We start from the raw sequence: 23,644 nt of genomic DNA on the forward strand, positions 1-23,644 counted from the left end.
TCATCTGTTGATCGCCAGTTCGGCGGCGAATCTCTTCGTCGGTGAGGAGTCACGTGAAAATGCAGGACAAAGCGGTCCTGGTCACCGGGGCTGGTCGCGGAATAGGCGCGGCAATGGCATTGCGGTTCGCCGCTGAGCAGCCACGCGGAATCGTGGTGGCCGACATCGACGAGGTGGGGGTCCGGCGCACCGCCGCCGACGTCCGCGAACTCGGCGTCGAGGTCGTCGAGATGTGCACCGACGTCGCCGAACCCGACCAGGTACGCGAACTGGTCACGGCCGCGGAGAACGCCTTCGGCCCGCTGGACCTGGTGTGCTCCAACGCCGGCGTGGCGACCGGGCAGGGCATCCACGCCCCCGCCCAGGTGTGGTCGCGCACCTGGGCGATCAACGTGCTCGCCCACGTCTACCTGGCGCAGGCCGTGCTGCCCCGCATGGTGCGTCGCCACGAGGGGTACCTGCTGATCACCGCCTCCGCCGCCGGCCTGCTCGGCCTGCCCGGCGACGCGCCCTACTCGGTGACCAAGCACGCCGCGGTCGGCGTCGCCGAGTGGCTGGCCGGTGCCTACCAGGCGGCCGGCGTGCGGGTGAGCGCGCTGTGCCCGCTGGGCGTGCGCACCGACCTGCTGATGGCCGGGGTCCGCACCGGGCATGTCGCCGCCCGGGTCGTCACCAGCACCGCCCCGCTGCTGGAACCGGGCGACGTCGCCGAGGCGGCGGTCGCCGGGCTGGAGGAGGAACGGTTCCTGATCCTGCCGCACCCGGAGGTGGCCGAGATGAGCATGCGGCGCGCGGCCGACCCCGACGCGTGGATCACCGAGCAGCAGCGGCGGGTGAACCGATGACCGGCCACGACGACGAGCGCCCCGAGCTGGTCCTCGGCGTGACCCCGTCCGCGGCGGCCGCGGTCGCGGTCAGCCTGTCCGGCGGAATCGGTGTGCTGGACCTCGGTTCCGGCGGCCCGGGGGCGCGTGGAGCGCTCGCCACGGCGGCCGAGCGCGCCCGCGGGAACGCGATCGGCGTCCGGGTTCCGGTCGACTGCGGACTGACCGCAGAGGAGGCACACGACCACGCCGGCCGGATCGATGTGGTGCTGCTGGACTGGGACGCGCCCTGGCAGATCGCCGATATCCCGAACCGCTGTTGCGTGCTGGTCGAGGTGACGTCGGCCCGGCAGGCCCGCCTGGCCATGGACCTCGGTGCCGACGGCGTGGTGGTGCGCGGCAACGAGGCGGGCGGGCGGGTCAGCGAGCTGGGCTCGTTCGTCCTCCTGCAGCAGGTGCTCGCCGACGCCGCCACCGCGGTCGAGCCGTACCCGGTCTGGGTGTGCGGCGGCATCGGCCCGCACACCGCGGCGGCCGCGGTCGCCGGGGGAGCGGCCGGCGTCGTGCTGGACACCCAGCTCGCCCTGCTTCCCGAATCGGGCCTGCCGGACGAGGTCAGGGAGACCATCGCCGGCAGTGACGGCACCGAGAGCACGGTCACCGGCGGCGTGCGGACGCTGACCCGGCACGGCCGCGCTCCGCTGCCCGTCGGCCAGGACACCTTCCTCGCCGGCCGGTTCACCCAGCGCTACGCGACGGTGGCCCGCGCCGTCCGCGCGGTGCTCGCCGCCATCGCCGACCGGGGCAGCGAACCGGTACTGGACAAGGGAAACCGGCTCGCCAGGCGGTTCGGCACCGCGCTGCCGGTCGCGCAGGGACCGATGACCAGGGTGAGCGACCAGCCCGCGTTCGCGGCGTCGGTCGCCGAGTACGGCGGACTGCCGTTCGTCGCGCTGGCACTGGCCTCCGGCGAGCAGACCCGGCGGCTGCTCGACGACACCGCGGCCGCACTGGCCGGGCGGCCGTGGGGCGCGGGCCTGCTCGGGTTCGCGCCACCGGAGGTGCGGGCGGCGCAGTTCGACGCCATCAGGCAGGTCCGCCCGCCCGCGGCCCTCATCGCCGGTGGCCGCCCGGACCAGGCCAGGACACTGGAAGAGGCGGGGATCGCCACGTTCCTGCACGTCCCGTCGCCGGGCCTGCTCGGCCAGTTCCTCGCCGCTGGTGCCCGCAAGTTCGTCTTCGAGGGCTCCGAGTGCGGCGGGCACGTCGGCCCGCGGACCAGCTTCTCGCTGTGGGAGTGCCAGGTCGGTGTCCTGGAGGAGTTCCTCGCCGCCGGTGGCCGCGCCGACGACGTGCACGTGCTGTTCGCGGGCGGCATCCACGACGCCCGCTCCGCCGCGATGGTCGCCGCGCTCGCCGAACCCCTGGCACGGCGAGGGGTCGGTGTCGGCGTGCTGATGGGCACGGCCTACCTGTGCACGGAGGAGGCGGTCGCGCACGGCGCGGTCGGCCCGGCGTTCCAGCGCCAGGTGCTGGCGGCCGAACGCACCGAGCTGCTGGAGACCGCGCCCGGCCACGCCACCCGCTGCGTGCCCAGCCCGTTCACCGAGACCTTCGCCGCCACCGCCGCCGCGCTGCGCGCCGACGGCCATGCCGAGCGGGACGTCTGGCAGCGCCTGGAACAGCTCAACGTCGGCAGGCTGCGGGTGGCGAGCAAGGGCCTGCGCCGCGACGGTGACGAGCTGGTCGAGGTCGGCGAGCAGGCCCAGCTCGACGAGGGCCTGTTCATGGCCGGGCAGGCCGCGCTGCTGCGGGACGAGGTCACCACCATCCGGCAGTTGCACACCGAGGTCACCGAGGGCGCCGCCCGGTGGCGGGCGCCCCGGCGCCGTACCGAGCCAGCCGAGAACCCCGCGCGGCCACTGGACATCGCGGTGGTCGGCATGTCCTGCCTGTTCCCCGGCGCCACCGACCTGGCCGGCTACTGGGCCAACGTCCTGGGCAACGTCGACGCCATCCGCGAGGTGCCGCACACCCGGTGGGACCCGGGCCTGTACTTCGGCGACGACCCCGGTGACACCTCCCGGACACCGTCCAAATGGGGCGGTTTCCTGCCCGAGATCCCGTTCGACGCGCTGCGGTACGGCATTCCGCCGAACGCGCTCACCGCGATCGAGCCCGTCCAGCTGCTGGCACTGGAGACCGCGCGGCGGGCGCTGGCCGACGCCGGGTACGCCGACGGCGGCTTCGACCGCGCGCGCACCGCGGTGGTGTTCGGCGCGGAGGCCTACAGCGACCTGGCCAACGCCACCAACCTGCGCATCACGCTGCCCGCCCACCTCGGCGAGCTGCCGCCCGAACTGGACGAGCGGCTGCCCCGGCTGACCGAGGACTCCTTCCCCGGCAGGCTGACCAACGTCATCGCCGGCCGCATCGCCAACCGGCTCGACCTGGGCGGCGCCAGCTACGCCATCGACGCCGCGTGCGGCTCGTCGCTGGCCGCACTGGACGCCGCCTGCAAGGAACTCGGGGCCGGCGCGGCCGACGTCGTGCTCTGCGGCGGCGCCGACCTGCACAACGGCATCGAGGACTACCTGCTGTTCGCCTCGGTCGGCGCGTTGTCGCCGACCGGGTCCTGCAAACCGTTCGACGCCTCGGCCGACGGCATCGCGCTGGGCGAGGGCGTCGCCTGCGTGGTGCTCAAACGGCTCGCCGACGCCGAACGGGACGGTGACCGGATCTACGCCGTGCTCAAGGGTGTCGGCAGCGGCAGCGACGGGCGCGCGCTCGGGCTGACCGCCCCCAACGCGTCGGGCCAGCGCCGCGCGCTGGAACGGGCCTACCGCGTCGCCGGCCTGTCCCCGGCGCAGGTCGGGTTGCTGGAGGCACACGGCACCGGCACGGTCGTCGGCGACAGGACCGAGCTGGAAACGCTCACCACGCTGTTCACCGAGGCCGGAGCCGACCCCGGGGCCTGCGTGCTGGGGTCGGTGAAGTCGCAGATCGGGCACACCAAGTGCGCCGCGGGCATGGCCGGGCTGATCAAGTCCGCGCTCGCCGTGTACACCGGCACGCTGCCGCCGACGGCACACGTCAGCGAGCCCAACCCGGCCTGGCGCGACGGCGCGGACCCGTTCGTGTTCCGGTCGGCGCCCGCCCCGTGGCTGGCCGAACCCACCGCACGGGTAGCCGGGGTGAGCGCGTTCGGCTTCGGCGGCACCAACTTCCACGCCGTCCTCACCGGACACGACTCCGCCGGCTGCGTCCGGCAGGGCCTGTCCGAATGGCCGGCCGAACTGTTCACCTTCCGCGGCGCGGCGGCGGCCCAGCGCGCGGGCGAACTGCTCGCCAAGCTCACCGAGGCCGCCGCGCAGGGACACCCGTGGCGGCTGCGCGACTACGCCAGGACCGCCGCCGCGCAGGCCGCCGCCGACACCGGACCGGTCCGGATCGCGCTGGTGGCACGCGACCTGGACCAGCTCGCCGGGCAGCTGCGGGCCGCGGCCGCCGGGCAGGCCGACCCGGACGGCGGGGTGTACCTCGCGCGGGACACCGAGACCGCCCCGGTGGCGGTGCTGTTCCCCGGTCAGGGCAGCCAGCGGCCGGGCATGCTCGCCGAGCTGCTGGTCGCCTTCCCCGAACTCCACCGGTTCGCCGCCGCGGCCCCCTCGGCGGCGGCGATGTTCCCGCCCGACGCGTTCGACGAGCAGTCACGTGCCGGCCAGGCCGAGCGGCTGCGGGACACCACGACGGCGCAGCCCGCGCTCGGCGTCACCGGGCTCGCCGTCCACCACCTGCTGGGCAGGCTCGGCGTGGTCGCCGACGCCTACGCCGGGCACAGCTACGGCGAACTGGTGGCGCTGGCCGCCGCCGGGGTGCTCGACCCGCACCGGCTGCTGGAGCTGAGCAGCGCCAGGGCCGAAGCCATCCGCGCGGCCGCCGGAACCGACCCTGGTGGGATGGCGGCCGTGGCCGCCGCACCCGCGGCGGTCGAGCGGGAGCTGACCGCGGCGGGACTGGCCGGACGGGTGGTCGTGGCCAACCACAACGCGCCCAGCCAGGTGGTGATCTCCGGACCGGCGCAACCGCTGGCGGCCGCCGTCGCCGCGTTGCGCGCGGCCGGGCTGGCCGTGGTGCCGCTGCGGGTGGCGTGTGCCTTCCACAGCCCGGTGGTCAGCGGCGCGGGCGAGGCGTTCGCGCGGGCACTGGCCGGCACCCCGCTGCGCGCGCCCGATCGTCCGGTGTGGACGAACCGGGCCGCCGGACGGTACCCGGTACGCCCGGACGAGATCCGGGCCGAGCTGGCCGCACAGATCGGTGCGCCGGTGCGGTTCGCCGACCAGATCGAGGCCATGTACGACAGCGGCGTCCGGGTGTTCGTCGAAGCGGGCCCCGGGCACGTGCTGACCGACCTGGTCGGCGCGATCCTGGACGGCAGACCGCACACCGCGATCGCCGTCGAAGGGCGAGGCCGGGGCATTCCCGGGTTCCTGCACGCGGCGGCCGGGCTGGCCGTCGCCGGGGTGGAGCTGTCCACCGGCTGGCTGTTCGACGGGCGCGACGCGGCCGACCTGCGCGGCGTGCCGGTGCCACGGCGTCCGGGTTGGACGGTCGACGGCCAGCTGGTGCGCACGGCCGACGGCCAACCCCTGCCCGGCGGCCTGCGCCCGGCCGGGCCGGTGGTGACGCTGGCCCGGCGGTCCACCCGCGACGAGCTGGTGGCCGACTTCCTGCGCGGCAGCAGGGAGTTCATCCAGAACCAGCGTGAGATCATGCTCGGCTACCTCGGCGCCGTGGAGGTGGAACCCGCCACCGTCGCCGAACCCGTGGTGATCGAGCCGGAACCGGAGCCCGAACCCGAACCGGTACCGGCGACCACGCCGCTGGCCGCCGTCGTCGGCGTCATCGCGCGGCGCACCGGCTACCCGGAGGACATGATCGAGCCGGGCCTGGACCTGGAAGCCGGGCTCAGCGTCGACTCCATCAAGCGCACCGAGATCGCCGGGGAACTGGCCACGTTGCACCCCGGCGCCCGGGACCGGGTGGACGACCTGGTGGCGGCCCGCACCGCGGCCGCGATGGCCGCCGTGCTCGACCCGGCCCCGGTGGCGACCTCCAGCGCCACCCGGTTCCTGGTCGAACCGGTCGAGGCCTCCGACGGCCTGTACGACCCGGTCGCCCTGGTCGGCGCGACCGTGCTGGTCGCAGGCGGCCCGGCCGAGCTGGCCGAGGAGGTCGCGGGACAGCTGTCGGCACGAGGCGCGCTCGCCGTCGTCGGCGACCGGGCGGACGGGCCGGTCCAGGGCCTGGTGTCGCTGCACGCCATGGCGGACCACGACGACCCGGTGCTGCCCGCGGCCTACCCGCTGTTCCGGGAGATCCTGGCCGGCGCGCCCCGCTGGTGTGCCGCCGTCGCGCCCCCGGCGGGCACCGCCGCGCTGGGCCTGCCCGGCTTCTTCCGGACGCTGGCCCACGAGTACCCGGACACGCAGACCCGGCTGATCCGGCTCGACCCGAACCAGCCGGCCGGGGAGATCGCCCACGCGGTGGCGACCGAGCTGCAGACCCGCGGCACCGAGCCGGTGATCACCGTCGCCGGCGACACCCGGCTGAGCACCCGGATCGTCCCGGCTCCGCTGGCCGGGACCGGAACACCCGACGCCGCCGCACTGGGCCTGTCGCCCGAGTCCGTGGTGCTGCTGGTCGGCGGCGGCCGGGGCATCACCGCCCGGGTCGCGGTCGCACTGGCCCGCGCGAGCGGCTGCCGGATCGAGCTGGCCGGCCGCACACCGCTGCCCGACGGGCCCGAGCCACCGGACATCGCCCCGGCAGCGGACCTGCCCGCGCTGCGGTCGGCGCTGGCCGCCCGCGGCGGCCAGACGGCGGTACAGGTGGACCGCATGGCGCGGGAGGTGCTGGCCGCCAGGGAGGTGGCCGCGACCGTCGCGCGGCTACGGGAGCTGGGCGGGGTCGGCTACCAGTGCGTCGACGCCACCGACGGCGGCGCGGTACGCAGGCTGGTCAAGCAGGTCCACGCCGAGCACGGCCGGATCGACGGCGTCGTGTTCGCCGCCGGGGTGATCGCCGACAAACTGGTGGCTGGCAAGGACCCGGCGACCTTCGCCAGGGTGTACGCCACCAAGGTGGAAGGTGCCCGGGCGCTGCTCGCAGAGCTGCCGGAAGCGCCCCGGTTCACCGTCTTCTTCGGCAGCATCGCCGCCACTCTGGGCAACGCAGGCCAGGCCGACTACGCCGCGGCCAACGACGCACTCGACTCGCTGGGCACCGCGTGGGCGGAGGCCACCGGGGCCAGGGCACTGACCGTCCACTGGGGACCGTGGGCACCGGAGGGCGTGCACGGCGGGATGGTCAGCCCCGAACTGGCCCGGTCCTACGCCACCAGGGGCATCTCGCTGATCGACCCGGCCGACGGCGTCGATGCGCTGCTGCGCGAGCTGGCCTGGGGTGACCCGGCGGTGCGCTCGCTCGTCTACGCCGCACCGGGGTGGCCGCGATGACCAGGGAGCTACGGCTGGCCGCCCCGGACACGGCGGCGCTGGGCGCGAGCCTGGCCGACCCGGCGGCCCGCGGCCGCACCGACGGGCCGGTCCGGCTGGGCATCGTCGACCCGACCCCGCGCAAGCTGGCGCTGGCCGAACGGGTGATCCGGCAGGGACGGCCGTGGCGGGGCCGTGACGACATCTGGTTCAGCCCGCGGCCGCTGCTGCCCGCCGGGCGGGTCGCGTTCCTGTTCCCCGGACTGGAAGCCGAGTTCGCGCCCCGGGTGGACGACGTGGCCGCCGTGCTCGGCGGCGAGGTGCCCGAGCTGTCGACCCGCGGCGTCGGCAGGCACGCCGCCGCCGTCCTCGGTGTCGCCCGGCTGCTGGACCGCGCGGTGCGGGCGCTGGGGGTGCGGCCGGACGCTGTCGCCGGGCACAGCGTCGGCGAGTGGGCGGCCATGGTGGCCGGCGGGATCGTGGCCGCCGCCGACTTCGACGCCATGGTCGCCGGAGCAGACCTCGACGGCCTGCGGGTGCCCGGCATCGAGTTCGCGGTGCTGGGCTGCCCCGCGCAACGGGTCGGCCCGCTGCTCGCCGCCCGGCGCGACGTCGTGCTGTCCCACGACAACTCGCCCGGCCAGACCGTCGTCTGCGGCCCCGCCGAGGAGTTGCGGGCACTGGTCGACCAGCTGCGGGCGGAGCGGGTGATCTGCCAGCTGCTGCCGTTCCGGTCCGGCTTCCACACCCCGATGCTGGCGCCCTACCTGGACGCGTTCGAGGCCGGTGTGCCGAGCCTGCCGATGCGGCCGGCGACCGTGCCGGTGTGGTCGGCCACCACCGCCGGGCCGTTCCCGGACGACCCGGCCGCGGTACGCGAACTGTGTGTGCGGCACCTGGTCGAACCGGTCCGGTTCCGCGAGCTGGTGCTGGCCATGTACGAGTCGGGAATCCGCGTGTTCGTCCAGATGGGACCGGGCCAGCTCGGCTCGCTCGTGGCGGACACCCTGCGCGGCCGCGACCACCTGGTGATCGCCGCCAACTCGCCGCACCGGCCGGGCCTGGCCACCCTGCGCAGGCTGACCACCGCGGTGTGGGCCGAGGGCGGCGGGATCTCCCCGGCCGTCACGGAGTTCACCGCGCTGCTCACCGAGACGGCGGCGTCGGTCGCGGCCGTGCTGGAGGCGGTCCGCGAACCGGTGGTGACCGTCGACAGCGAGGAGTCGCTGGAGGTGTCCACCGAGGCCATGCCCTACCTGCTCGACCACTGCCTGGCCGAGCAGCGGGCGTCCTGGCCCGACGAGGCCGACCGCAGGCCGGTGGTACCGGGAACGACGATGGTGGAACACCTCGCGGCCGCCGCCCTGCGCACGGCCCCGGGCAGGCTGGTCACCGAGGTCACCGACGTCCGGTTCCGGCAGTGGCTGGAGCCGGGCCCGGGCCGGCGCGTCCGGCTGTCGGTGCGGCAGCGGCTGGACCGGCGGCTGGCCGTGTCGCTGGGCGAGCACGCCGACGCGGTGGTGAGCCTGGGCGCTGCCTACCCGCGGCCGCCGGCCGCGTGGCCGCAGATGGTGGGGGAGCGGCCGCCGTCGATGCCCGCGGGCGAGCTGTACAGCCAGGGGTGGCTGTTCCACGGCCCGGCGTTCCGGGGCCTGACCCGGACGCACGCGGTGTCGGCACGCGGGATCCGCGGTGAGCTCACCGTGCTGGACGCGCCGGGTGCGCTGCTGGACAGTGTCGGGCACCTGCTCGGTCACTGGCTGGTCGAGTACCACGGTGAGCGCTACATCGCGTTCCCGGTGCGCATCGACCGGATCCGCTGGCACCACCCGGTACCCGCGCCGGGGTCCACTGTGGACTGCGAGATCCGGTTCGGCGAGGTGACCGACTCTCTGGTGCGGGCGGACGCGCGGCTGTCCCGGCGGGGCCGGACGCTGGTGACCATCGAGGGCTGGCACGACGTGCTGTTCCCGGCCGGGCCGCGGGTCCAGTCGGTGCACCGCGGCGCCGGACGCGGCACGCTGTCCACACGCGACGGTGCGGACTGGGTGCTGGCGGCCGACCTGCTCGCCACGGCCGCGGTGCGGGAGCTGTGCCTGCGCAAGTACCTCGGTACCGGTGAGCGGGAGTGGCTCGACGGATGTCCGCCCGCCGAGCGGGGCCGCGTGCTGCTGGAGCTGATCGCCGTCAAGGACGCGGTCCGCGGCCTGCTGTGGGACGGCGGTGCCGGGGAGGTGTTCCCCGCCGAGCTGCGTGCCGAGCGGTCCGGCGGCGGCTACCGGGTGACCGGCAGGCACGGCCGGGTGGTGCCGGACGTGGTGGTCGAGGTGACGAGCGGGCCGGGCCAGGTGGTGGCCAGGGTGCGCGGACAGGAGGAGACGTCGTGACGGACACGGTGCTTGCGGAGATCAGCGCGATGGTGTCCTCGCTGCTGGAAACCTACGGGGTCGACCTGGACATCGGCAGGGACACCACGTTCCACGAGGACCTCGGCCTGGAGAGCATCGACCTGGTGACGCTCGCGTCGATGCTGGAGGACCGCTACGGGCCGGAGGTCAACCTGGCGGCGTTCCTGGCCGAGCTGGACATGGACGACGTGATCGGCCTGCGCATCGGCATGCTGGTGGACTTCGTGGCCAGCACCACGAGTGGGGTGCGGCAGTGGGCGTGATGGTCGTCAACGGCATCCGCACGCACTACCAGCGGATGCCGGCGAAGAACCGGACCGCGCCGCCGGTCGCGGTCTTCGTGCACGGGCTGGGCTACGACAGCCTGGCCAGCTTCTACCTGACGCTGGCCGCACCGGTGTCCGACGCCGGGATCGAGGTGCTCACCTACGACCTGCGGGCCCACGGCCGTACCGAGCGACCGGCGACGGGCTACCTGGTCAGCGACTTCGTCGCCGACCTCGCCGGGCTGCTCGACGGCGTCGGCATCGGCGGGCCGGTGCACCTGGTCGGCAACAGCTTCGGCGGGACGGTTGCGTTCGCGTTCGCCGCGGCCCACCCCGAGCGGGTGCGCAGCATCGTGTCGATCGAGTCGGAGCCGCCGACCGAGCCGTGGGCCGAAAACATGGCCCGCACGCTGGGCGGGGTGGTCGACGGCATGCTCAGCGAGGAGAACCTGGCCTGGCTGGAGGAGAACTACGGCAGCCACCACGCCCGGCTGGCGCGGGCGGCCGGGATGATCATCCAGTCGACGAGCATCGTCACGGACGTGCCCCGCGGCCCGCTGCTCGACGTGGCCGGGTTGCGGCGGATCAGGTGCCCGGTGCTGTCCATCGTGGGCAGTGAGGGGTTCCAGAGCGGTGACCTGACGGCGTTGCAGGCCGCGCTTCCCGACTGCCGCACGGAGGTGGTGTCCGGCCAGAACCACTCGGTGCTGGTGGAGCGGCACCGCCTGGTGCGGCGCCTGGTCGTCGACTGGGTCAACGAGCAGGAGAGCCGGGCGAGGTGACCGGGCGGGTGCTGTTCGTCGTGCCGCCGTTCGCCGGGCACGTCAACCCGACCCTCGGGGTGGGCGCCGAACTGCGGCGGCGCGGGTACACCGTCGCCTGGTGCGGTGATCCGCGGCTGGTGCCCGGCGCCTACCCGGCCGCGGTCCCCGGGCAGGCGCCCCGGCCGGACGGGCTGAGCGGCTTTCCCGCCCTGCGCCACCTGTGGGAGCGGGTGCTGCTGCCGCTGGCCGAGGCGATGACGCCGGGGGTGCGGGCCGCCGTGGACCACTTCCGGCCGGACCTGCTCGTGGTCGACCAGCAGGCACTGGCCGGGGCCGTGGTCGCCACGTCCGCCGGGTTGCCGTGGGCGACGTCGGCCACTACCTCCGGTGAGCTGGCCGGTCCGCTGGCCGGGCTGCCCCGGGTCCGGGAGTGGCTGACCGGCCTGCTCGCCCCGCTCGGCGTCCCCGGCGACCCGAGGTTCTCGCCGCACCTGGTGCTGGCGTACACCACCCCCGAGCTGACCGGCAGCGACGCCGGTGTCCCGGTCCGCTACGTCGGGCCGGTGCCGAGGGAGGTGCAGGATGCCGGTTTCCCCTGGGAGCGGCTGGAACCGGGGTACCCGCTGGTGTACGTCACGCTCGGCACGGTCAGCGGTGGCGGTGCGCGGTTCCTCGGCGAGTGCGTCGCCGCGCTGGCGGCGCGCACGCACCTGCGGGCCGTCGTCGCCGACCCGCACGGTGTGGTGCGCGATCCGCCGGGCACGGTCCTGGTGTACCCGTGGGTGCCGCAGCCCGCGTTGCTGCGGCGGGCGGCGGCGGTGATCTGCCACGCCGGGCACAACACCACCTGCGAGGCGCTCGCGGCCGGGGTGCCGCTGGTGGTCGCGCCGATCACCGACGACCAGCCGGTGGTCGCCGAGCAGGTGGTGAACGCCGGCGCCGGTGTCCGGCTGCGGTTCCGGCACGCCACGACGGAGCGGATCGGCGGTGCCGTCGACGCCGTGCTCGCCGACCCGGGTTACCGGGAGGCGGCGCACCGGGTGCGCGTGTCGTTCGACCGGGCGGGCGGAGCCGTCGCGGCGGCGGATCACCTGGAGTGCCTGCTCCCGTCCCGCCGACGAGCTTGGCGCCAGGTCGGGTCCCGGCAAAGTCCGGGGCGGTGATCGTGCGCGAGCGTGGAACTCGCGTACCGGAACGGAGAACTCGCGTGCACGAGCGTTGATTTCATACCGTGGGACACGCCTCCCACACCGCGGCCCCGCGAGTCCCACCTTCGTGCACGCGAGTCCCACCCTCCCGCACTCGAACTCCACCTTCACGCACGCCACCGGCACTACGTGAGAACCGGCGTCCACATCGTGAGTTCTGCGTTCGGGTACGCGACTTCCGGGCTCGGCGCCACCCACGTCGCCGTGCCGGGCCCGTGCTTGGCGGCGGATGAGCAAGACCGCCGCCGCCGGGTTGGCGTGGCGGACAAGAAATCCGGTGCCCGCGGGCCCGGCGCCGGCAAGGTGTTGTTCCTCGGCGTACCCGTAAGTAACGTCCGAAAAACGTTGGCACAACGGCAGATTGGCGCATCATGAAGGCAGCGTTGCCATACCGGCTGACGGCGTGTGTGGCCGTCGTCGTGGCGGTGCTCGCCGGTGCCCTGCTGGTGTCGCTGCCCGCCCACGGGGGCCCGGTGACCGAACCGAGGGTCGCCACCTGCGACCTGCCGGGCGGACCGGTCGAGGTACCCGCCGAGCTGACCGCCGTCTTCCCCGACGAGGCCGCCGGGCACTTCACCGCCCAGCTGCGCGTCACGCTGACCCTGCCCGCCCCGGCGATGGACACCCTGCGTCCCGGCGCGACAGTGGCGGCCGACGTCCGCGTCGCCGTCCGCCAGGGTGGGTCCACTCAGGACGTCGCGGCCACCGGGCTGTCCACAACGGACATCAGGCAACCGGACGTCACCCTCACCGGCGAGCTGCCCGCCGTCCCGATCCGCCCCGGCAGCGAGGCCGTCGTCGAACTCACCGGCCTCACCCCGGTCCTGCCCGCCGGACCGTGCACCGCCGACGCACCCCGCCGCGAACTGGCCAGGATCGCCGCCAAACCCGAACCGCGAGTACAGGCCTGCCCGGGTGCCGTGTGCACCAGCCTCAAGGTCGAGGGCACCTCCCGCGTCGCCAAACTCGGCTCGGACATCGTCCTGGAACCGGGCCGCTTCGAGGCGGTGGCCTACTTCGACGGCCCGGAGCCCGGCTGGCCGCTCCGGCTGGAGGGCGAGCTGAACCTGCCGCCCGTCGACGCCTACTTCGTCGTCTTCCGCTTCATGCCCTCCACCAGCCGCGTCGCCTTCTTGCCGCGGGGCAAGGCGACCGGCAAGGGCCGCATCGTCACGCCGCCCGGCGTTCAGTGCAATGGTCTGTGCGTCGAGGTCGACATGATCATCAAGCTCGACATCAAGCTCAGCGACGTCGAACAGGACGGGGTACCGCTGCGGGTGGGCGACAGGTGTGCCACCGCGACCCCCGCCGAGATCCCGATGCGTGGTGTCATCGCCGGGATCGGCGGGCCGCCGGGGACGAAGAGCGAGTTCCGCGCGCGCTACGCCATTCCGTCCTACGGCGGTTGCGGCACCGCGGAGAACCTCGACCGGCTGTTCACCGGCCTCGTCTCCGGGCCGGGCAACGAGCTGCACTCCATCCTCACCACCCTGCCGCCGGGGGCGCCGTGAACGTGACGGCACCGGCCCGCGAGTTCGGCCGCCTGTTCTCACTCGGCCTCGACGTCACGGCCGGGATGTTCCGGCGCCCGTTCCAGCTACGCGAGTTCGTCCAGCAGTTCTGGTTCGTCGCCAGCGTCTCGATCCTGCCCGCCATGCTCGTGTCGATCCCGTTCGGCGCCGTGCTGACGTTGCAGCTCGGCTCGCTGACCGCCCAGATCGGCGCCGAGTCGTTCAACGGCGCCGCCAGCGTCCTCGCCGTCATCCAGCAGGCCAGCCCGATCGTCACCACCCTCGTCGTGGCCGGCGCCGGTGGTTGCGCGATCTGCGCCGACCTCGGATCCCGCACCATCCGCGAGGAGATCGACGCGATGGAGGTGCTCGGCGTCTCCCCGGTGCACCGGCTGGTCGTGCCGAGGGTGCTCGCGTCCATGGCCGCGGCGGTGCTGCTCAACGGCCTGGTCAGCGTCGTCGGCGTGCTCGGCGGGTACGTCTTCAACGTCGTCCTGCAGGACGGCACGCCGGGCGCGTTCGTGGCCAGCTTCTCCGCGCTCGCCCAGCCGTCGGACCTGTGGGTGAGCGAACTCAAGGCGCTGATATTCGGCTTCATCGCCGGGCTGGTCGCGTCCTACCGCGGCCTCAACCCGAAAGGCGGTCCCAAGGGCGTCGGTGACGTGGTGAACCAGTCGGTGGTGATCACGTTCCTGCTGCTGTTCTTCGTCAACCTCGTGATCACCGTGCTGTACCTGCGATTCGTGCCGCCGAAGGGAACCTGACGTGACCACGCGTGCCGGCGACTCGATGGCCAGGCTGGGCGACCAGCTCACCTTCTACCTGCGGGTGCTGGGCTGGGTGCCGTTCGCCGTGCGCCGCTACCTGCGCGAGGTGGTGCGCCTGCTCGGTGAGGTCAGCTTCGGCAGCGGCGCGCTCGCGGTCATCGGCGGCACCGTCGGCGTCATGGTGGGCCTGTGCGTGTTCACCGGCACGGTCGTGGGCCTGTCCGGCTACTCGGCACTGGACCAGATCGGCACGGCCGCCCTGTCCGGGTTCGTCTCCGCGTACTTCAACACCAGGGAGATCGCGCCCCTGGTGGCGGCGCTGGCGCTGTCGTCGACGGTGGGATCCGGCTTCACCGCGCAGCTGGGCGCGATGCGGATCAACGAGGAGATCGACGCGCTGGAGGTGATGGCGATCCGCAGCGTGCCCTACCTGGTGACCACCAGGGTCGTCGCCGGATTCGTGGCCATCGTGCCGCTCTACGTCATCGGCCTGCTGACCTCCTACCTGGCCTCCCGCACGGTCACCGTGGTGTTCAACGGCCAGTCCGGCGGCACCTACGACCACTACTTCAGCCTGTTCCTGCCGCCGGAGGACGTGTTGTACTCCTTCGCCAAGGTGCTGGTGTTCAGCGTCGGCATCATCCTGACCCACTGCTACTACGGCTTCCGCGCCGCCGGCGGGCCCGCAGGCGTGGGCGTCGCCGTCGGCCGGTCGGTGCGGACGTCCATCGTGCTCGTGGCCGTACTGGACTTCTTCCTCAGCCTCGCGCTCTGGGGCGCGACGACCACGGTGCGGGTCGCGGGATGAGCGCCCGGCTGCGCGCGCAGGCACTCGGCGTCGCCTTCGTCGTCCTGTTGGGACTGCTGGGCTGGTTCGCCGTCGCCGTCTACGACAAGGCGTTCACCGACACGGCCACCGTCACCCTGCGCACCGACCGGGTCGGCACCCAGCTGCGGCCGGGCGCCGACGTGAAGGCACGCGGGGTCGTCGTCGGCTCGGTCGGCGCCGTCGAGCCGACCGCGCAAGGTGTCGACGTCACACTCGACCTGCGGCCGGAGTCGCTGGACTCGTTGCCGGCCAACGTGTCGGCCCGGCTGCTGCCCAAGACGTTGTTCGGGCAGCGGTTCGTCGACCTCGTCCTGCCCGAACGGGAAACCGGGCGGCTGGACGCCGGTGCGGTCATCGACCAGGACCGCACCAGCAGGGCCATCGAGCTGGAGAAGGCGCTGCGCGACCTGATGCCGCTGCTACAGGCCGTCCAGCCGCACAAGCTCGCCGGCACTCTCGGCGCGGTGTCCAGCTCGCTGGACGGCAGGGGCGGGCAGCTCGGCGAGACGCTGACCGGGCTCAACGCCTACCTGAGCAAGCTGACCCCGGCGATGCCGCAGATCCAGGACGACATCACCGCACTGGCCGACACGCTGGCCGTCTACCAGGACGTCGCGCCGGACATCGTCGCCGCACTGGCCGAGCTGACCACGACCAGCCGCACCATCGAACAGCAACGCACCGGCCTCGCCGACCTGCTCGGCACGCTCACCACGGCGGCGTCCGATCTGGACGGTTTCCTGCGCGCCAACCAGGGCAGCATCATCGGGCTGTCCGCGAGCAGCCGTCCCACCCTGGAACTGCTCGCCCGGCACAGCGCCGAGTTCCCGTGCCTGTTCGCCGCGCTCACCGAACTCAAGCCCCGCGCCGACGCGGCTCTCGGCGCCGGGACCGACCGGCCGGGGCTGCACATTCAGCTCACCGTCAAGCCCCCAGTGCCGGGCCCCCGACCGGCGCCGCCTGCGGGCGGCTGCCCGGCCGTAGGCGGCGCTTCCACCTCGTCCGGCCTGGTCACCGAGCTGATCGCCCAGGCACAGGGCATGTCCCCGGCCGACGTTCCCACCTGGGGCGACCTCCTGGTCGGCCCGCTCTACCGCGGCGCGGAGGTGACGTTGCGATGAGGCGCATGCTCGGCCCGATGCTCAAAGGGCTGGTGTTCACAGTGGTCACCGGCCTGGCGACCATCCTGCTGGGACTGGCCATCATGAGCGGCGGCGGTGGTGGCGCGACCGGCACCGCCTACGTCGCCCGGTTCACCGACGTCACCTCGCTCAACCCCGGCGACGACGTCCGCATGGCCGGCGTGCGGGTCGGCAGCGTCGTCGAGGTGCGGGTGGCCGACCGCAGGGTCGCGGAGGTCGAGTTCGCCCTCGACGGGGACCGCCGGATCCCGGCGACGACGACCGCCACCATCAAGTTCCGCAACCTGGTCGGGCAGCGCTACATCGCGTTGGACTCCGACCCCGGCGTTCCGGCCGGGCTGCTGCCACCAGGCGGGCTCATCCCACTGGAACGCACCCGCCCGGCGCTGGACCTGACGGCGATGCTGAACGGGTTCAAGCCACTGTTCCGGGCGCTGAACCCGGACCAGGTCAACGCGCTGGCCCAGCAGGTGGTCCAGGTGCTGCAGGGGGAGGGCGGCACCGTGGAGAGCCTCGTCCGGCACACCGCGTCGCTGACCAGCACACTGGCCGACCGCGATCGCGTGATCGGGCAGGTGATCATCAACCTGGACACCGTGCTGTCCGACGTGGCCGCCCGGGACGAACGGCTGTCCGGCCTGGTCGGCACCACGCAGGAGCTGGTGTCCGGCCTGGCCCGCGACGCCGGGCCGATCGGCGAGGCGATCTCCGGGCTGTCCGCGCTGACCACCAGCACCGCCGACCTGCTCGGCCGGGGCAGGCAACCGCTCAAGGCCGACATCGCCGCGCTGGGGGAGCTGGCCACCACACTCGCCGACAACACCCCGGTGTTCGAGGAGTTCATCCGCGCACTGCCGCTGAAGTACGAGGCCATCGGCCGCGTCGCCTCCTACGGCGGCTGGACCAACCTGTTCCTGTGCCTGGCGTCCTCCGACGCGCCACCCGCTCCCGGCGGCCCGCCGGTCGGCATCCCGCTGACCGAGGCGAGGTGCCTGCGATGAAACGGTTCAGCGAGCGCAACCCGGTCCGCGTCGGCGTCGTCGGCGGGGTGCTGATGCTGGCCGCCGGCCTGCTGACGTTCTACGCCGGGGAACTGCCGGGCGTCGGCGGCACCACCTACACCGCCCAGTTCCGCGAGGCCGCCGGGCTCAAGGCGGGCGACGAGGTGCGGGTGGCCGGGGTGAAGGTCGGCGAGGTGGACGACGTCGAGCTGACCGGCCGCCACGTCACCGTCACCTTCGAGTCGCAGGTGTGGCTGGGCGACCGGACGTCGGCCGCCATCAAGATCAAGACCTTGCTGGGTCAGAAGAACCTCGTGCTCGACCCGCTCGGCACCGGCGAGCTGACCGACGCGATCCCGCTGGACCGCACGATGACGCCCTACGACGTCAACGACGCGTTCGGCGAACTCGCCACCACGGTCGGCAAGCTCGACACCAACCAGCTCGCGGAGAGTTTCCGGGTGCTGTCCGGGACGTTCTCCGCGGCGAGCCCGGAGGACGTCCGGGCCACGCTGCGGGGGCTGGCCGAGCTGTCCACCGTGATTTCGTCACGTGACGCCGAACTGAAGTCGCTGCTGGGCAACCTCGGCACGGTGAGCCGGACGGTCGCCGAGCGCACGGGCGAGTTCCAGCGGCTGATCACCGACGGGGGAGTGCTGCTCGACGAGCTGAACCGGCGGCGGCAGGCGATCGCGTCGCTGCTCACCGGCACCCAGGAGCTGTCGCGGCAGATATCCGGCCTGGTGGCCGACAACCGGGCCCAGCTCGGCCCGGCGCTGGAGCAGCTGGACCGGGTGACCGAGGTGCTGCGGCGCAACCAGTCCGAACTGGACCGCAGCCTGCGGCTGGCCGGGCCGTTCTACCGCCTGCTCGGCAACGTCGTGCGGACCGGCCCGTGGCTGGACACCTACCTCTGCGGACTCGTCCCCGCCCCGGGCGGGGGCTGCGTCCCACCGAAACCGGGAGGCCGCTGATGCGAGCGACACGGTGGGTGGCGCTGGCCGCCACCGCGGTGGTGCTGGCCGCCGCGGGTGGCTGGGCCCTGCTGACCGGCGGCTCGACCACGGTGACGGCCTACTTCACCGCCGCGGTCGGCCTCTACCCGGGCTCGGACGTGCGGGTGCTGGGCGTCGCGGTGGGCACGGTCGACGCCGTCGAACCGGAGGGACAGCGCGTCCGGGTCACCATGTCGCTGGACCCCGGCGTCGCCGTCCCGGCCGACGCCGGGGCGCTGGTGGTCACGCCCAGCCTGGTCAGCGACCGCTACGTGCAACTCGCGCCGGTCTACGAGACCGGCCCGCGGCTGGCCGGCGGTGCGGTCATTCCCGAGTCCCGCACCGTCGTGCCGGTCGAACTGGACCAGCTGTTCACCAGCCTGGAGAAGCTGACCGTCGCGCTCGGGCCGGACGGTGCCAACCGCGACGGCGCGCTGAGCGAACTGCTCGACAGCGGCGCGCAGGTGCTCGGCGGAACCGGGCGCGACCTCAACCGGACGATCGCCGAGCTGGGCAAGGCGACCCGGACCCTGTCCGGCTCCGAGGAGGACCTGTTCTCCACTGTGGACAGCCTGCAGCGGTTCACCGGCATGCTGGCCGCCTACGACCAGCAGGTCCGCACGTTCGACAACCTGCTCGGCACCGTCACCCGCTTCCTCGCCGACGACCGCGACGACTTCGCCGCCGCACTGAGCGAGCTGGCCGGCGCGCTGGGCACGATCAGCGGGTTCATCAACGACAACCGCGCCCGCATCAAGTCCAATGTGGACAAACTAGCCGGGACGACGACGTTGCTGGCCCAGCAACGCGAGTCGCTGGCCGAGGCGCTCGACCGCGCGCCGGGTGCGCTGACCGGCCTGCTCGGCGCCTACGACCCGGAGCGGGGAACCGTCGACGTGCGGACCAACCTCGCCGAGTTCGCCTACGGCCAGGGTGCTCCCGCGCTGCCGCTGCCGTCGGCCGAGGGAGGTGGCCGGTGAAACGCCTGCTCGCGCTGTCCGCGGTGGTCCTGGTGGCGGGCTGCTCGTTCGGGGTCTACGACGTGCCGCTGCCCGGCGGCGCCGATCTCGGCGACCGTCCGTACCGGGTGACCGTCGAGTTCGCCGACGTGCTCGACCTCGTGCCGCAGTCCGGTGTCAAGGTCGGCGACGTGCCGGTCGGCAGGGTGGACCGGGTCGAGCTGGCCGACGACGGCCGGACGGCCAGGGTGACGTTGCTGGTCAACGGGAACACCCCGCTGCCAGCCAACGCCGTCGCCCGGCTGCGGCAGTCCAGCGTGCTCGGCGAGAAGTTCGTCGAACTGGACGCACCGGCCCAGCCCGCGCAGGCCAGGCTCGCCGACGGCGCGGTGATCCCGCTGGCCCGCACCAACCGCAACCCCGAGGTCGAGGAGGTGCTCGGCGCGCTGTCGCTGCTGCTGACCGGCGGGGGAGTGGCCCAGCTGGAGAACATCTCCCGGGAGCTGAACGCCGCCTTCCACGGCAACGAACCGGAGATCCGGTCCCTGCTGGCCACGATGAACACGTTCGTCAGCGGGCTCGACGCGCGGCGCGGCGAGATCACCAGGGTGCTGGAGAAGGCCGACGCGTTCGCGGCCCGGCTGGCCGGGCGGCGCGGCGACATCGCCAACCTCATCGACAACCTCGGCGGCGGCATCGCCGTGCTCGCGCAGCAGCGGGAGGCGTTCGTGCGGATGCTGACGTCGCTGGGGTCGCTGGCCGAGGTGGGCACCACCACGGTGAACCGGGCGAAGGAGGACCTGCTGGCCGACCTGCGGGCACTGGAGCCCACGCTGCGCAAGCTCACCGAGTCCGGGCAGAACCTGCCGCAGGCCATGGAGATCCTGCTGACGTTCCCGTTCACCGACCCGGTGCTGGATGGCATCAAGGGCGACTACCTGAACCTCTACCTGACCCTCGACACGGCGACGGGTGGCCGCTGATGCTGACCAGGTTCGTCCGGATCCAGGTGATCGTGTTCCTCGTGCTGGCACTGGCCGGTGTCGCCTACGTCGGCGCCCGCTACGCCCGGCTGGACGCGTTGTTCGGCGGCGCGGGCTACCAGGTCCGGCTCCAGCTGCCCGACTCCGGCGGCGTGTTCACCAACGCCGAGGTCACCTACCGCGGGGTGGGCATCGGCAGGGTGGGCGAGCTGCGGCTGGTGGACGGCGGCGTGGAGGTCGACCTGCACATCGACGACGACGCCCCCGCCGTACCGGCCGACCTCGACGTGGCCGTCGCCAACCGGTCGGCGGTCGGCGAGCAGTACCTGGACCTGCGGCCGCGGCGGGCGGGTGAGCCGTTCCTCGCCGGCGGCGCGGTGATCCGCCCGGCCGCGCCGGTGCTGCCGCCGCCGGTGGACAGCGTGCTGCTCAACCTGGACCGGCTGGTCGAGTCCGTGCCGAAGGACGAGCTGCGCACGGTCGTCGACGAGCTGTACGACGCGACCGAGGGCGCCGGTCCGCACCTGCAGACGCTGCTGGACACGACGGCGTCGGTCACCCGCGCCGCCACCGAGCACCTGCCGCAGACGCTGAGCCTGATCGCCGACGCCGGCCCGGTGCTGCGGACGCAGGCGGACATGGCGGGCGCGCTGTCGTCGTTCGGCACCAACGCGAAGCTTGTCGCCGAGCAGCTGACCCGGTCCGACGGCGACATCCGGGCGCTGATCTCGTCGGCGCCCGCCACGGCGCGGCAGGTGAGCGCGCTGCTCGCGGAGAGCGGCCCCGGACTGGGCACGGTACTGGCGAACCTGCTGACGACGTCGAACGTGCTGCTCACCCGGCAGGAAGGGGTGGAGCGGCTGCTGGTGGTCACGCCCGCCGCCGTCGACGCCGCCGGGCGGATCCTGCGGCCGGAGGGCACCAGCGCCGGCCTGCAGACGACGTTCTTCACCCCGCCGCCGTGCACCCGCGGCTACGAGGGAACGCCGTACCGCAACGGCCTGGACGTGTCGCCGGCGCCGCTGAACACCGCGGCTCGGTGTACCGGATGAGGAAGGTGGCCCCGATGCGAGGACTCGTCCTGATCGCGGTGGTGTGCGTGGCGCTGGCAGGCGGGTTCGCCGGCTGGAGTGGCTGGCGGTGGTGGCAGGCCGAGTACGGCGGCACGGCGGTCGCCGCGCGGGCCCGCGACGACGCGATGGACGCGGGCAGGCAGGCGGTCGCGCTGCTCAACACGCTCGACCACCGGGCCGTCGACGACGGCCTGCGGCGCTGGCTGGAGGTGTCGGCGGGCGCGTTGCACGAGGAGCTGTCCCGCGCGCAGCGGGACGGCCGCGAGCGGCTGGCCGGGGCCCGCACGGTCACCGTCGGCACGGTCGTCGACGCCGCCGTCACCGAGCTGGACGCCGCCGCGGGCACGGCCAGGATGATCGCGTCGGTCGACATCCAGGTCACCCCCGACGGCGGCCAGCCGACCACGAAACGTGCCCGCCAGCAGGCCGACCTGGTCCGGGTCGGCGACACCTGGAAGCTCGGCGCGCTCGGCCAGGTGCCGACGAGCCCGGTCTAGGAGGAAGTGTCATGGTGCGTGTCCACGTCGCCGCCCGGCCGCCGACGCAGCGGGCCCGGGTGGTCGCCGGAACCCGCCGCCGGGTCCCGGTTCCGCCCCCGCCTCCGGCGAAGCCGGTGCGACGGTCGCCGCTGATCCTGTTCGCCGTCGCCGTGATCCTGGCCGCCGCCGGGGTCTGCTTCACCGTCGCCCGCACCACGGTGGCGAACACCGCCGTTGTCGACGCCGGTGCCACCGCCGAGGTCGGCGGGCAGGTCGGGCAGGGGCTGGAACGGGTCTTCACGTTCCGCTTCGACAACCCCGAGCCGACCCGGCAGGCCGCCGCCGAGCTGTTCACCGGCGACGCCACCGGGCAGTACGCCGGGCTGTTCGACCCGGCCGTGGCCGACGCGGCCAAGCAGCGGCTGGAACTACGGTCGAAGGTGGCCGTCGCCGGGGTCACCATGCTCAGTGGCGACCGGGCGGGCCTGCTGGTGTTCCTGGACCAGAGCATCACCAGGGGCGACACCGGCGCGACCCGCTCCGGCGGCGCGCAGCTGAGCGTCACCGCCGTGCGGGCCGACGGCCGCTGGCGCGTCGACACCCTGCAGGCCCGCTGAGCCCGTGCCTAAAGTCCCCCAATGCCACATTGGGGGCGCAACAGAAGCCGCATCGGCGGCGGAGTTCACGCGCTCGCGGTAGTGGGCGTCAGCATCTGCCGGGCGCGCAGGGCGATCTCCAGCTCCAGGCGGGCGTGCGGGTCACGCAGCTGCGCGCCGAACAGCTTGTCGACCTGGCGCATCCGGTAGCGCACCGTCTGCGGGTGGATGCCCAGCCGCTCGGCGATGTCCGGCGCTCCGCCGGTGGAGTGCAGCCAGGTGAGCATCGTGGTGGCAATGCGGTCCTGCTGCTTGGCCGTCAGCCCGGCCATCGGCGCCAGGTTGCGGGCGAGCACCTCCGACAGCAGGAACTCGTCGGCGAACAACCACAGCGTCGGCAGGTGGTCCTGGCACCAGACGACCGGCTCGGCCGGGATGATGCCGCGCCGCACCAGGCTGACCGCCCGCCGGGCCAGGCTCAGCGACGTCGCGGCCGCCGACAGCGCCACGGCCGGACCGACGCAGGCGACCCGTCCGTCCAGTTCGGACTCCAGTCTTCGCATGTGCCGCTTGGGATCGGCGACGATCAGGCACGGTGTGTCGCCGTCGAGGTCGGCGAGCACGTCGTCGTGCGGGGCGGGCCGCGGCGCCTCCAGATCGTCGGGCATGGGGTCCAGCGCCACCACCGCCACCCGCTTCGGGACCGGCCACCGAGCCAGCGCGGCGAGCCGGCTGAGCCCGCTGCGGGTGACCGACGGGTCGGTCAGCAGCGTCTCGACCAGCCGCTTGCGATGGCGGTCGAGCACCTGCGTCGACTGGGCCTGCGCCTGGGTGTACCCGGCGACCGACTGGCTGGAGATCTCCTCGACGTAGGCGAAGATGCCCTCCGCGAGGACGCTGAACAACGGCACCGGAAGATGGTTGGCCTCGGCCCACGCGGCCACGTGCCGCCACGCCACCCGTCCGCCGATGCGGTAGGCGGTCTGCAGCGAGTCGAGGTTGCGGCCCGCGCGGAACTCCGCGCGGCCGAGCTGGCGGAACAGATCTCCCCAGCTGTCCTCCAGCGCGCTGCCGGTGCCGATCATGTCGAGCACCCGCAGCACGGACTGCTCGACGGCCGCGGTCATGATCGCGCCGAAGGAACCGTCGAGCGGACGGGCGTAGGCGGGGACGGACTCCTGGATCTCGGTGATCATGTCCCGGGTGAGCGCGCCGACCGCGGGGCGGAAGCGAGCGGCGAGGTCCCGGGGCACCGAGGCCCAGAGGGGGCGGACTCCCAGTTCTGTGGACATGGGTTTTCCCTCGCAACATCGGAAAAGAACCTGAACGCGGACGATAGGTT

17 protein-coding genes and 1 pseudogene are annotated in these 23,644 nt (G+C 73.6%); 17 read left to right on the top strand and 1 reads right to left on the bottom strand.

Translation table 11 applies throughout. The features are described from left to right. The first annotated feature begins 59 nt into the window (after window positions 1–59). From EWH70_RS01605 to EWH70_RS01685, 17 genes and pseudogenes are all read left to right on the top strand, one after another. Window positions 60–845 carry an SDR family NAD(P)-dependent oxidoreductase gene (locus EWH70_RS01605; protein ID WP_240686732.1) on the top strand — a complete coding sequence of 262 codons (786 nt, stop codon included), beginning with the start codon at window positions 60–62 and terminating at the stop codon, window positions 843–845. After that, window positions 842–7,342: a type I polyketide synthase gene (locus tag EWH70_RS01610; protein WP_130473376.1), complete on the top strand. Its 6,501-nt coding sequence runs from the start codon at window positions 842–844 to the stop codon at window positions 7,340–7,342. Before EWH70_RS01605 ends, EWH70_RS01610 begins: the two co-directional genes overlap by 4 nt. Next, window positions 7,339–8,316: pseudogene (locus EWH70_RS36675) on the top strand (acyltransferase domain-containing protein); the annotation flags it as partial. The gene EWH70_RS01610 and the pseudogene EWH70_RS36675, both read left to right, overlap by 4 nt. A 1,388-nt stretch (window positions 8,317–9,704) precedes the next feature. Beyond that, a complete protein-coding gene (locus EWH70_RS01620) occupies window positions 9,705–9,992 on the top strand; it encodes an acyl carrier protein (RefSeq protein ID WP_240686733.1) in 288 nt (95 codons plus the stop codon). Further along, window positions 9,992–10,777 carry an alpha/beta fold hydrolase gene (locus EWH70_RS01625; RefSeq protein WP_205669011.1) on the top strand — a complete coding sequence of 262 codons (786 nt, stop codon included), beginning with the start codon at window positions 9,992–9,994 and terminating at the stop codon, window positions 10,775–10,777. The genes EWH70_RS01620 and EWH70_RS01625 overlap by 1 nt, the downstream gene beginning before the upstream one ends. Then, window positions 10,774–11,922 carry a glycosyltransferase gene (locus EWH70_RS01630; protein WP_165436107.1) on the top strand — a complete coding sequence of 383 codons (1,149 nt, stop codon included), beginning with the start codon at window positions 10,774–10,776 and terminating at the stop codon, window positions 11,920–11,922. Before EWH70_RS01625 ends, EWH70_RS01630 begins: the two co-directional genes overlap by 4 nt. Window positions 11,923–12,338: 416 nt before the next feature. Further along, window positions 12,339–13,478 (top strand): hypothetical protein, encoded by a 1,140-nt coding sequence (locus EWH70_RS01635; protein ID WP_130473380.1) that lies wholly within the window; start codon window positions 12,339–12,341, stop codon window positions 13,476–13,478. Continuing rightward, window positions 13,475–14,242, top strand: a complete 768-nt coding sequence (locus EWH70_RS01640; protein WP_240686734.1) for an MlaE family ABC transporter permease — start codon at window positions 13,475–13,477, stop codon at window positions 14,240–14,242. The genes EWH70_RS01635 and EWH70_RS01640 overlap by 4 nt, the downstream gene beginning before the upstream one ends. Window positions 14,243–14,267: 25 nt before the next feature. Then, complete coding sequence (locus EWH70_RS01645; protein WP_130473690.1) at window positions 14,268–15,053, top strand: MlaE family ABC transporter permease; 786 nt, start codon at window positions 14,268–14,270, stop codon at window positions 15,051–15,053. Next, window positions 15,050–16,195 carry an MCE family protein gene (locus EWH70_RS01650; RefSeq protein WP_130473381.1) on the top strand — a complete coding sequence of 382 codons (1,146 nt, stop codon included), beginning with the start codon at window positions 15,050–15,052 and terminating at the stop codon, window positions 16,193–16,195. Before EWH70_RS01645 ends, EWH70_RS01650 begins: the two co-directional genes overlap by 4 nt. Then, entirely contained in the window at window positions 16,192–17,217 is a 1,026-nt protein-coding gene (locus EWH70_RS01655) for an MCE family protein (RefSeq protein WP_130473382.1), read from the top strand. Before EWH70_RS01650 ends, EWH70_RS01655 begins: the two co-directional genes overlap by 4 nt. After that, on the top strand, window positions 17,214–18,191 hold the full coding sequence (locus tag EWH70_RS01660; protein ID WP_130473383.1) for an MCE family protein: 978 nt from the start codon (window positions 17,214–17,216) through the stop codon (window positions 18,189–18,191). Before EWH70_RS01655 ends, EWH70_RS01660 begins: the two co-directional genes overlap by 4 nt. Next, window positions 18,191–19,192, top strand: a complete 1,002-nt coding sequence (locus EWH70_RS01665; protein ID WP_130473384.1) for an MCE family protein — start codon at window positions 18,191–18,193, stop codon at window positions 19,190–19,192. The genes EWH70_RS01660 and EWH70_RS01665 overlap by 1 nt, the downstream gene beginning before the upstream one ends. Continuing rightward, window positions 19,189–20,154 (top strand): MCE family protein, encoded by a 966-nt coding sequence (locus EWH70_RS01670; protein WP_130473385.1) that lies wholly within the window; start codon window positions 19,189–19,191, stop codon window positions 20,152–20,154. Before EWH70_RS01665 ends, EWH70_RS01670 begins: the two co-directional genes overlap by 4 nt. Next, window positions 20,154–21,206, top strand: a complete 1,053-nt coding sequence (locus EWH70_RS01675; RefSeq protein WP_130473386.1) for an MCE family protein — start codon at window positions 20,154–20,156, stop codon at window positions 21,204–21,206. Before EWH70_RS01670 ends, EWH70_RS01675 begins: the two co-directional genes overlap by 1 nt. A gap of 14 nt (window positions 21,207–21,220) precedes the next feature. Further along, window positions 21,221–21,724, top strand: coding sequence for a hypothetical protein (locus EWH70_RS01680; RefSeq protein WP_130473387.1), 504 nt, complete (start codon window positions 21,221–21,223; stop codon window positions 21,722–21,724). Between the two features lie 11 nt (window positions 21,725–21,735). Beyond that, window positions 21,736–22,323, top strand: a complete 588-nt coding sequence (locus tag EWH70_RS01685) for a hypothetical protein (RefSeq protein ID WP_240686735.1) — start codon at window positions 21,736–21,738, stop codon at window positions 22,321–22,323. A gap of 65 nt (window positions 22,324–22,388) precedes the next feature. Here the strand turns inward: EWH70_RS01685 and EWH70_RS01690 are convergent, their stop codons facing one another. Beyond that, entirely contained in the window at window positions 22,389–23,594 is a 1,206-nt protein-coding gene (locus tag EWH70_RS01690; protein WP_130473388.1) for a PucR family transcriptional regulator, read from the bottom strand. Window positions 23,595–23,644: the final 50 nt, after the last annotated feature.

This window comes from Amycolatopsis suaedae, assembly GCF_004214935.1.
Lineage (GTDB): Bacteria > Actinomycetota > Actinomycetes > Mycobacteriales > Pseudonocardiaceae > Amycolatopsis > Amycolatopsis suaedae.

Bases quoted from the DNA above. Each gene is read 5' to 3' on its own strand.
- EWH70_RS01680 (WP_130473387.1), top strand. From the start codon at position 21,221: ATGCGAGGACTCGTCCTGATCGCGGTGGTGTGCGTGGCGCTGGCAGGC.
- EWH70_RS01665 (WP_130473384.1), top strand. From the start codon at position 18,191: ATGCGAGCGACACGGTGGGTGGCGCTGGCCGCCACCGCGGTGGTGCTG.
- EWH70_RS01675 (WP_130473386.1), top strand. From the start codon at position 20,154: ATGCTGACCAGGTTCGTCCGGATCCAGGTGATCGTGTTCCTCGTGCTG.
- EWH70_RS01610 (WP_130473376.1), top strand. From the start codon at position 842: ATGACCGGCCACGACGACGAGCGCCCCGAGCTGGTCCTCGGCGTGACC.
- EWH70_RS01690 (WP_130473388.1), bottom strand. From the start codon at position 23,594: ATGTCCACAGAACTGGGAGTCCGCCCCCTCTGGGCCTCGGTGCCCCGG.
- EWH70_RS01655 (WP_130473382.1), top strand. From the start codon at position 16,192: ATGAGGCGCATGCTCGGCCCGATGCTCAAAGGGCTGGTGTTCACAGTG.
- EWH70_RS01605 (WP_240686732.1), top strand. From the start codon at position 60: ATGCAGGACAAAGCGGTCCTGGTCACCGGGGCTGGTCGCGGAATAGGC.
- EWH70_RS01625 (WP_205669011.1), top strand. From the start codon at position 9,992: ATGGTCGTCAACGGCATCCGCACGCACTACCAGCGGATGCCGGCGAAG.
- EWH70_RS01645 (WP_130473690.1), top strand. From the start codon at position 14,268: ATGGCCAGGCTGGGCGACCAGCTCACCTTCTACCTGCGGGTGCTGGGC.
- EWH70_RS01660 (WP_130473383.1), top strand. From the start codon at position 17,214: ATGAAACGGTTCAGCGAGCGCAACCCGGTCCGCGTCGGCGTCGTCGGC.
- EWH70_RS01635 (WP_130473380.1), top strand. From the start codon at position 12,339: ATGAAGGCAGCGTTGCCATACCGGCTGACGGCGTGTGTGGCCGTCGTC.
- EWH70_RS01650 (WP_130473381.1), top strand. From the start codon at position 15,050: ATGAGCGCCCGGCTGCGCGCGCAGGCACTCGGCGTCGCCTTCGTCGTC.
- EWH70_RS01685 (WP_240686735.1), top strand. From the start codon at position 21,736: ATGGTGCGTGTCCACGTCGCCGCCCGGCCGCCGACGCAGCGGGCCCGG.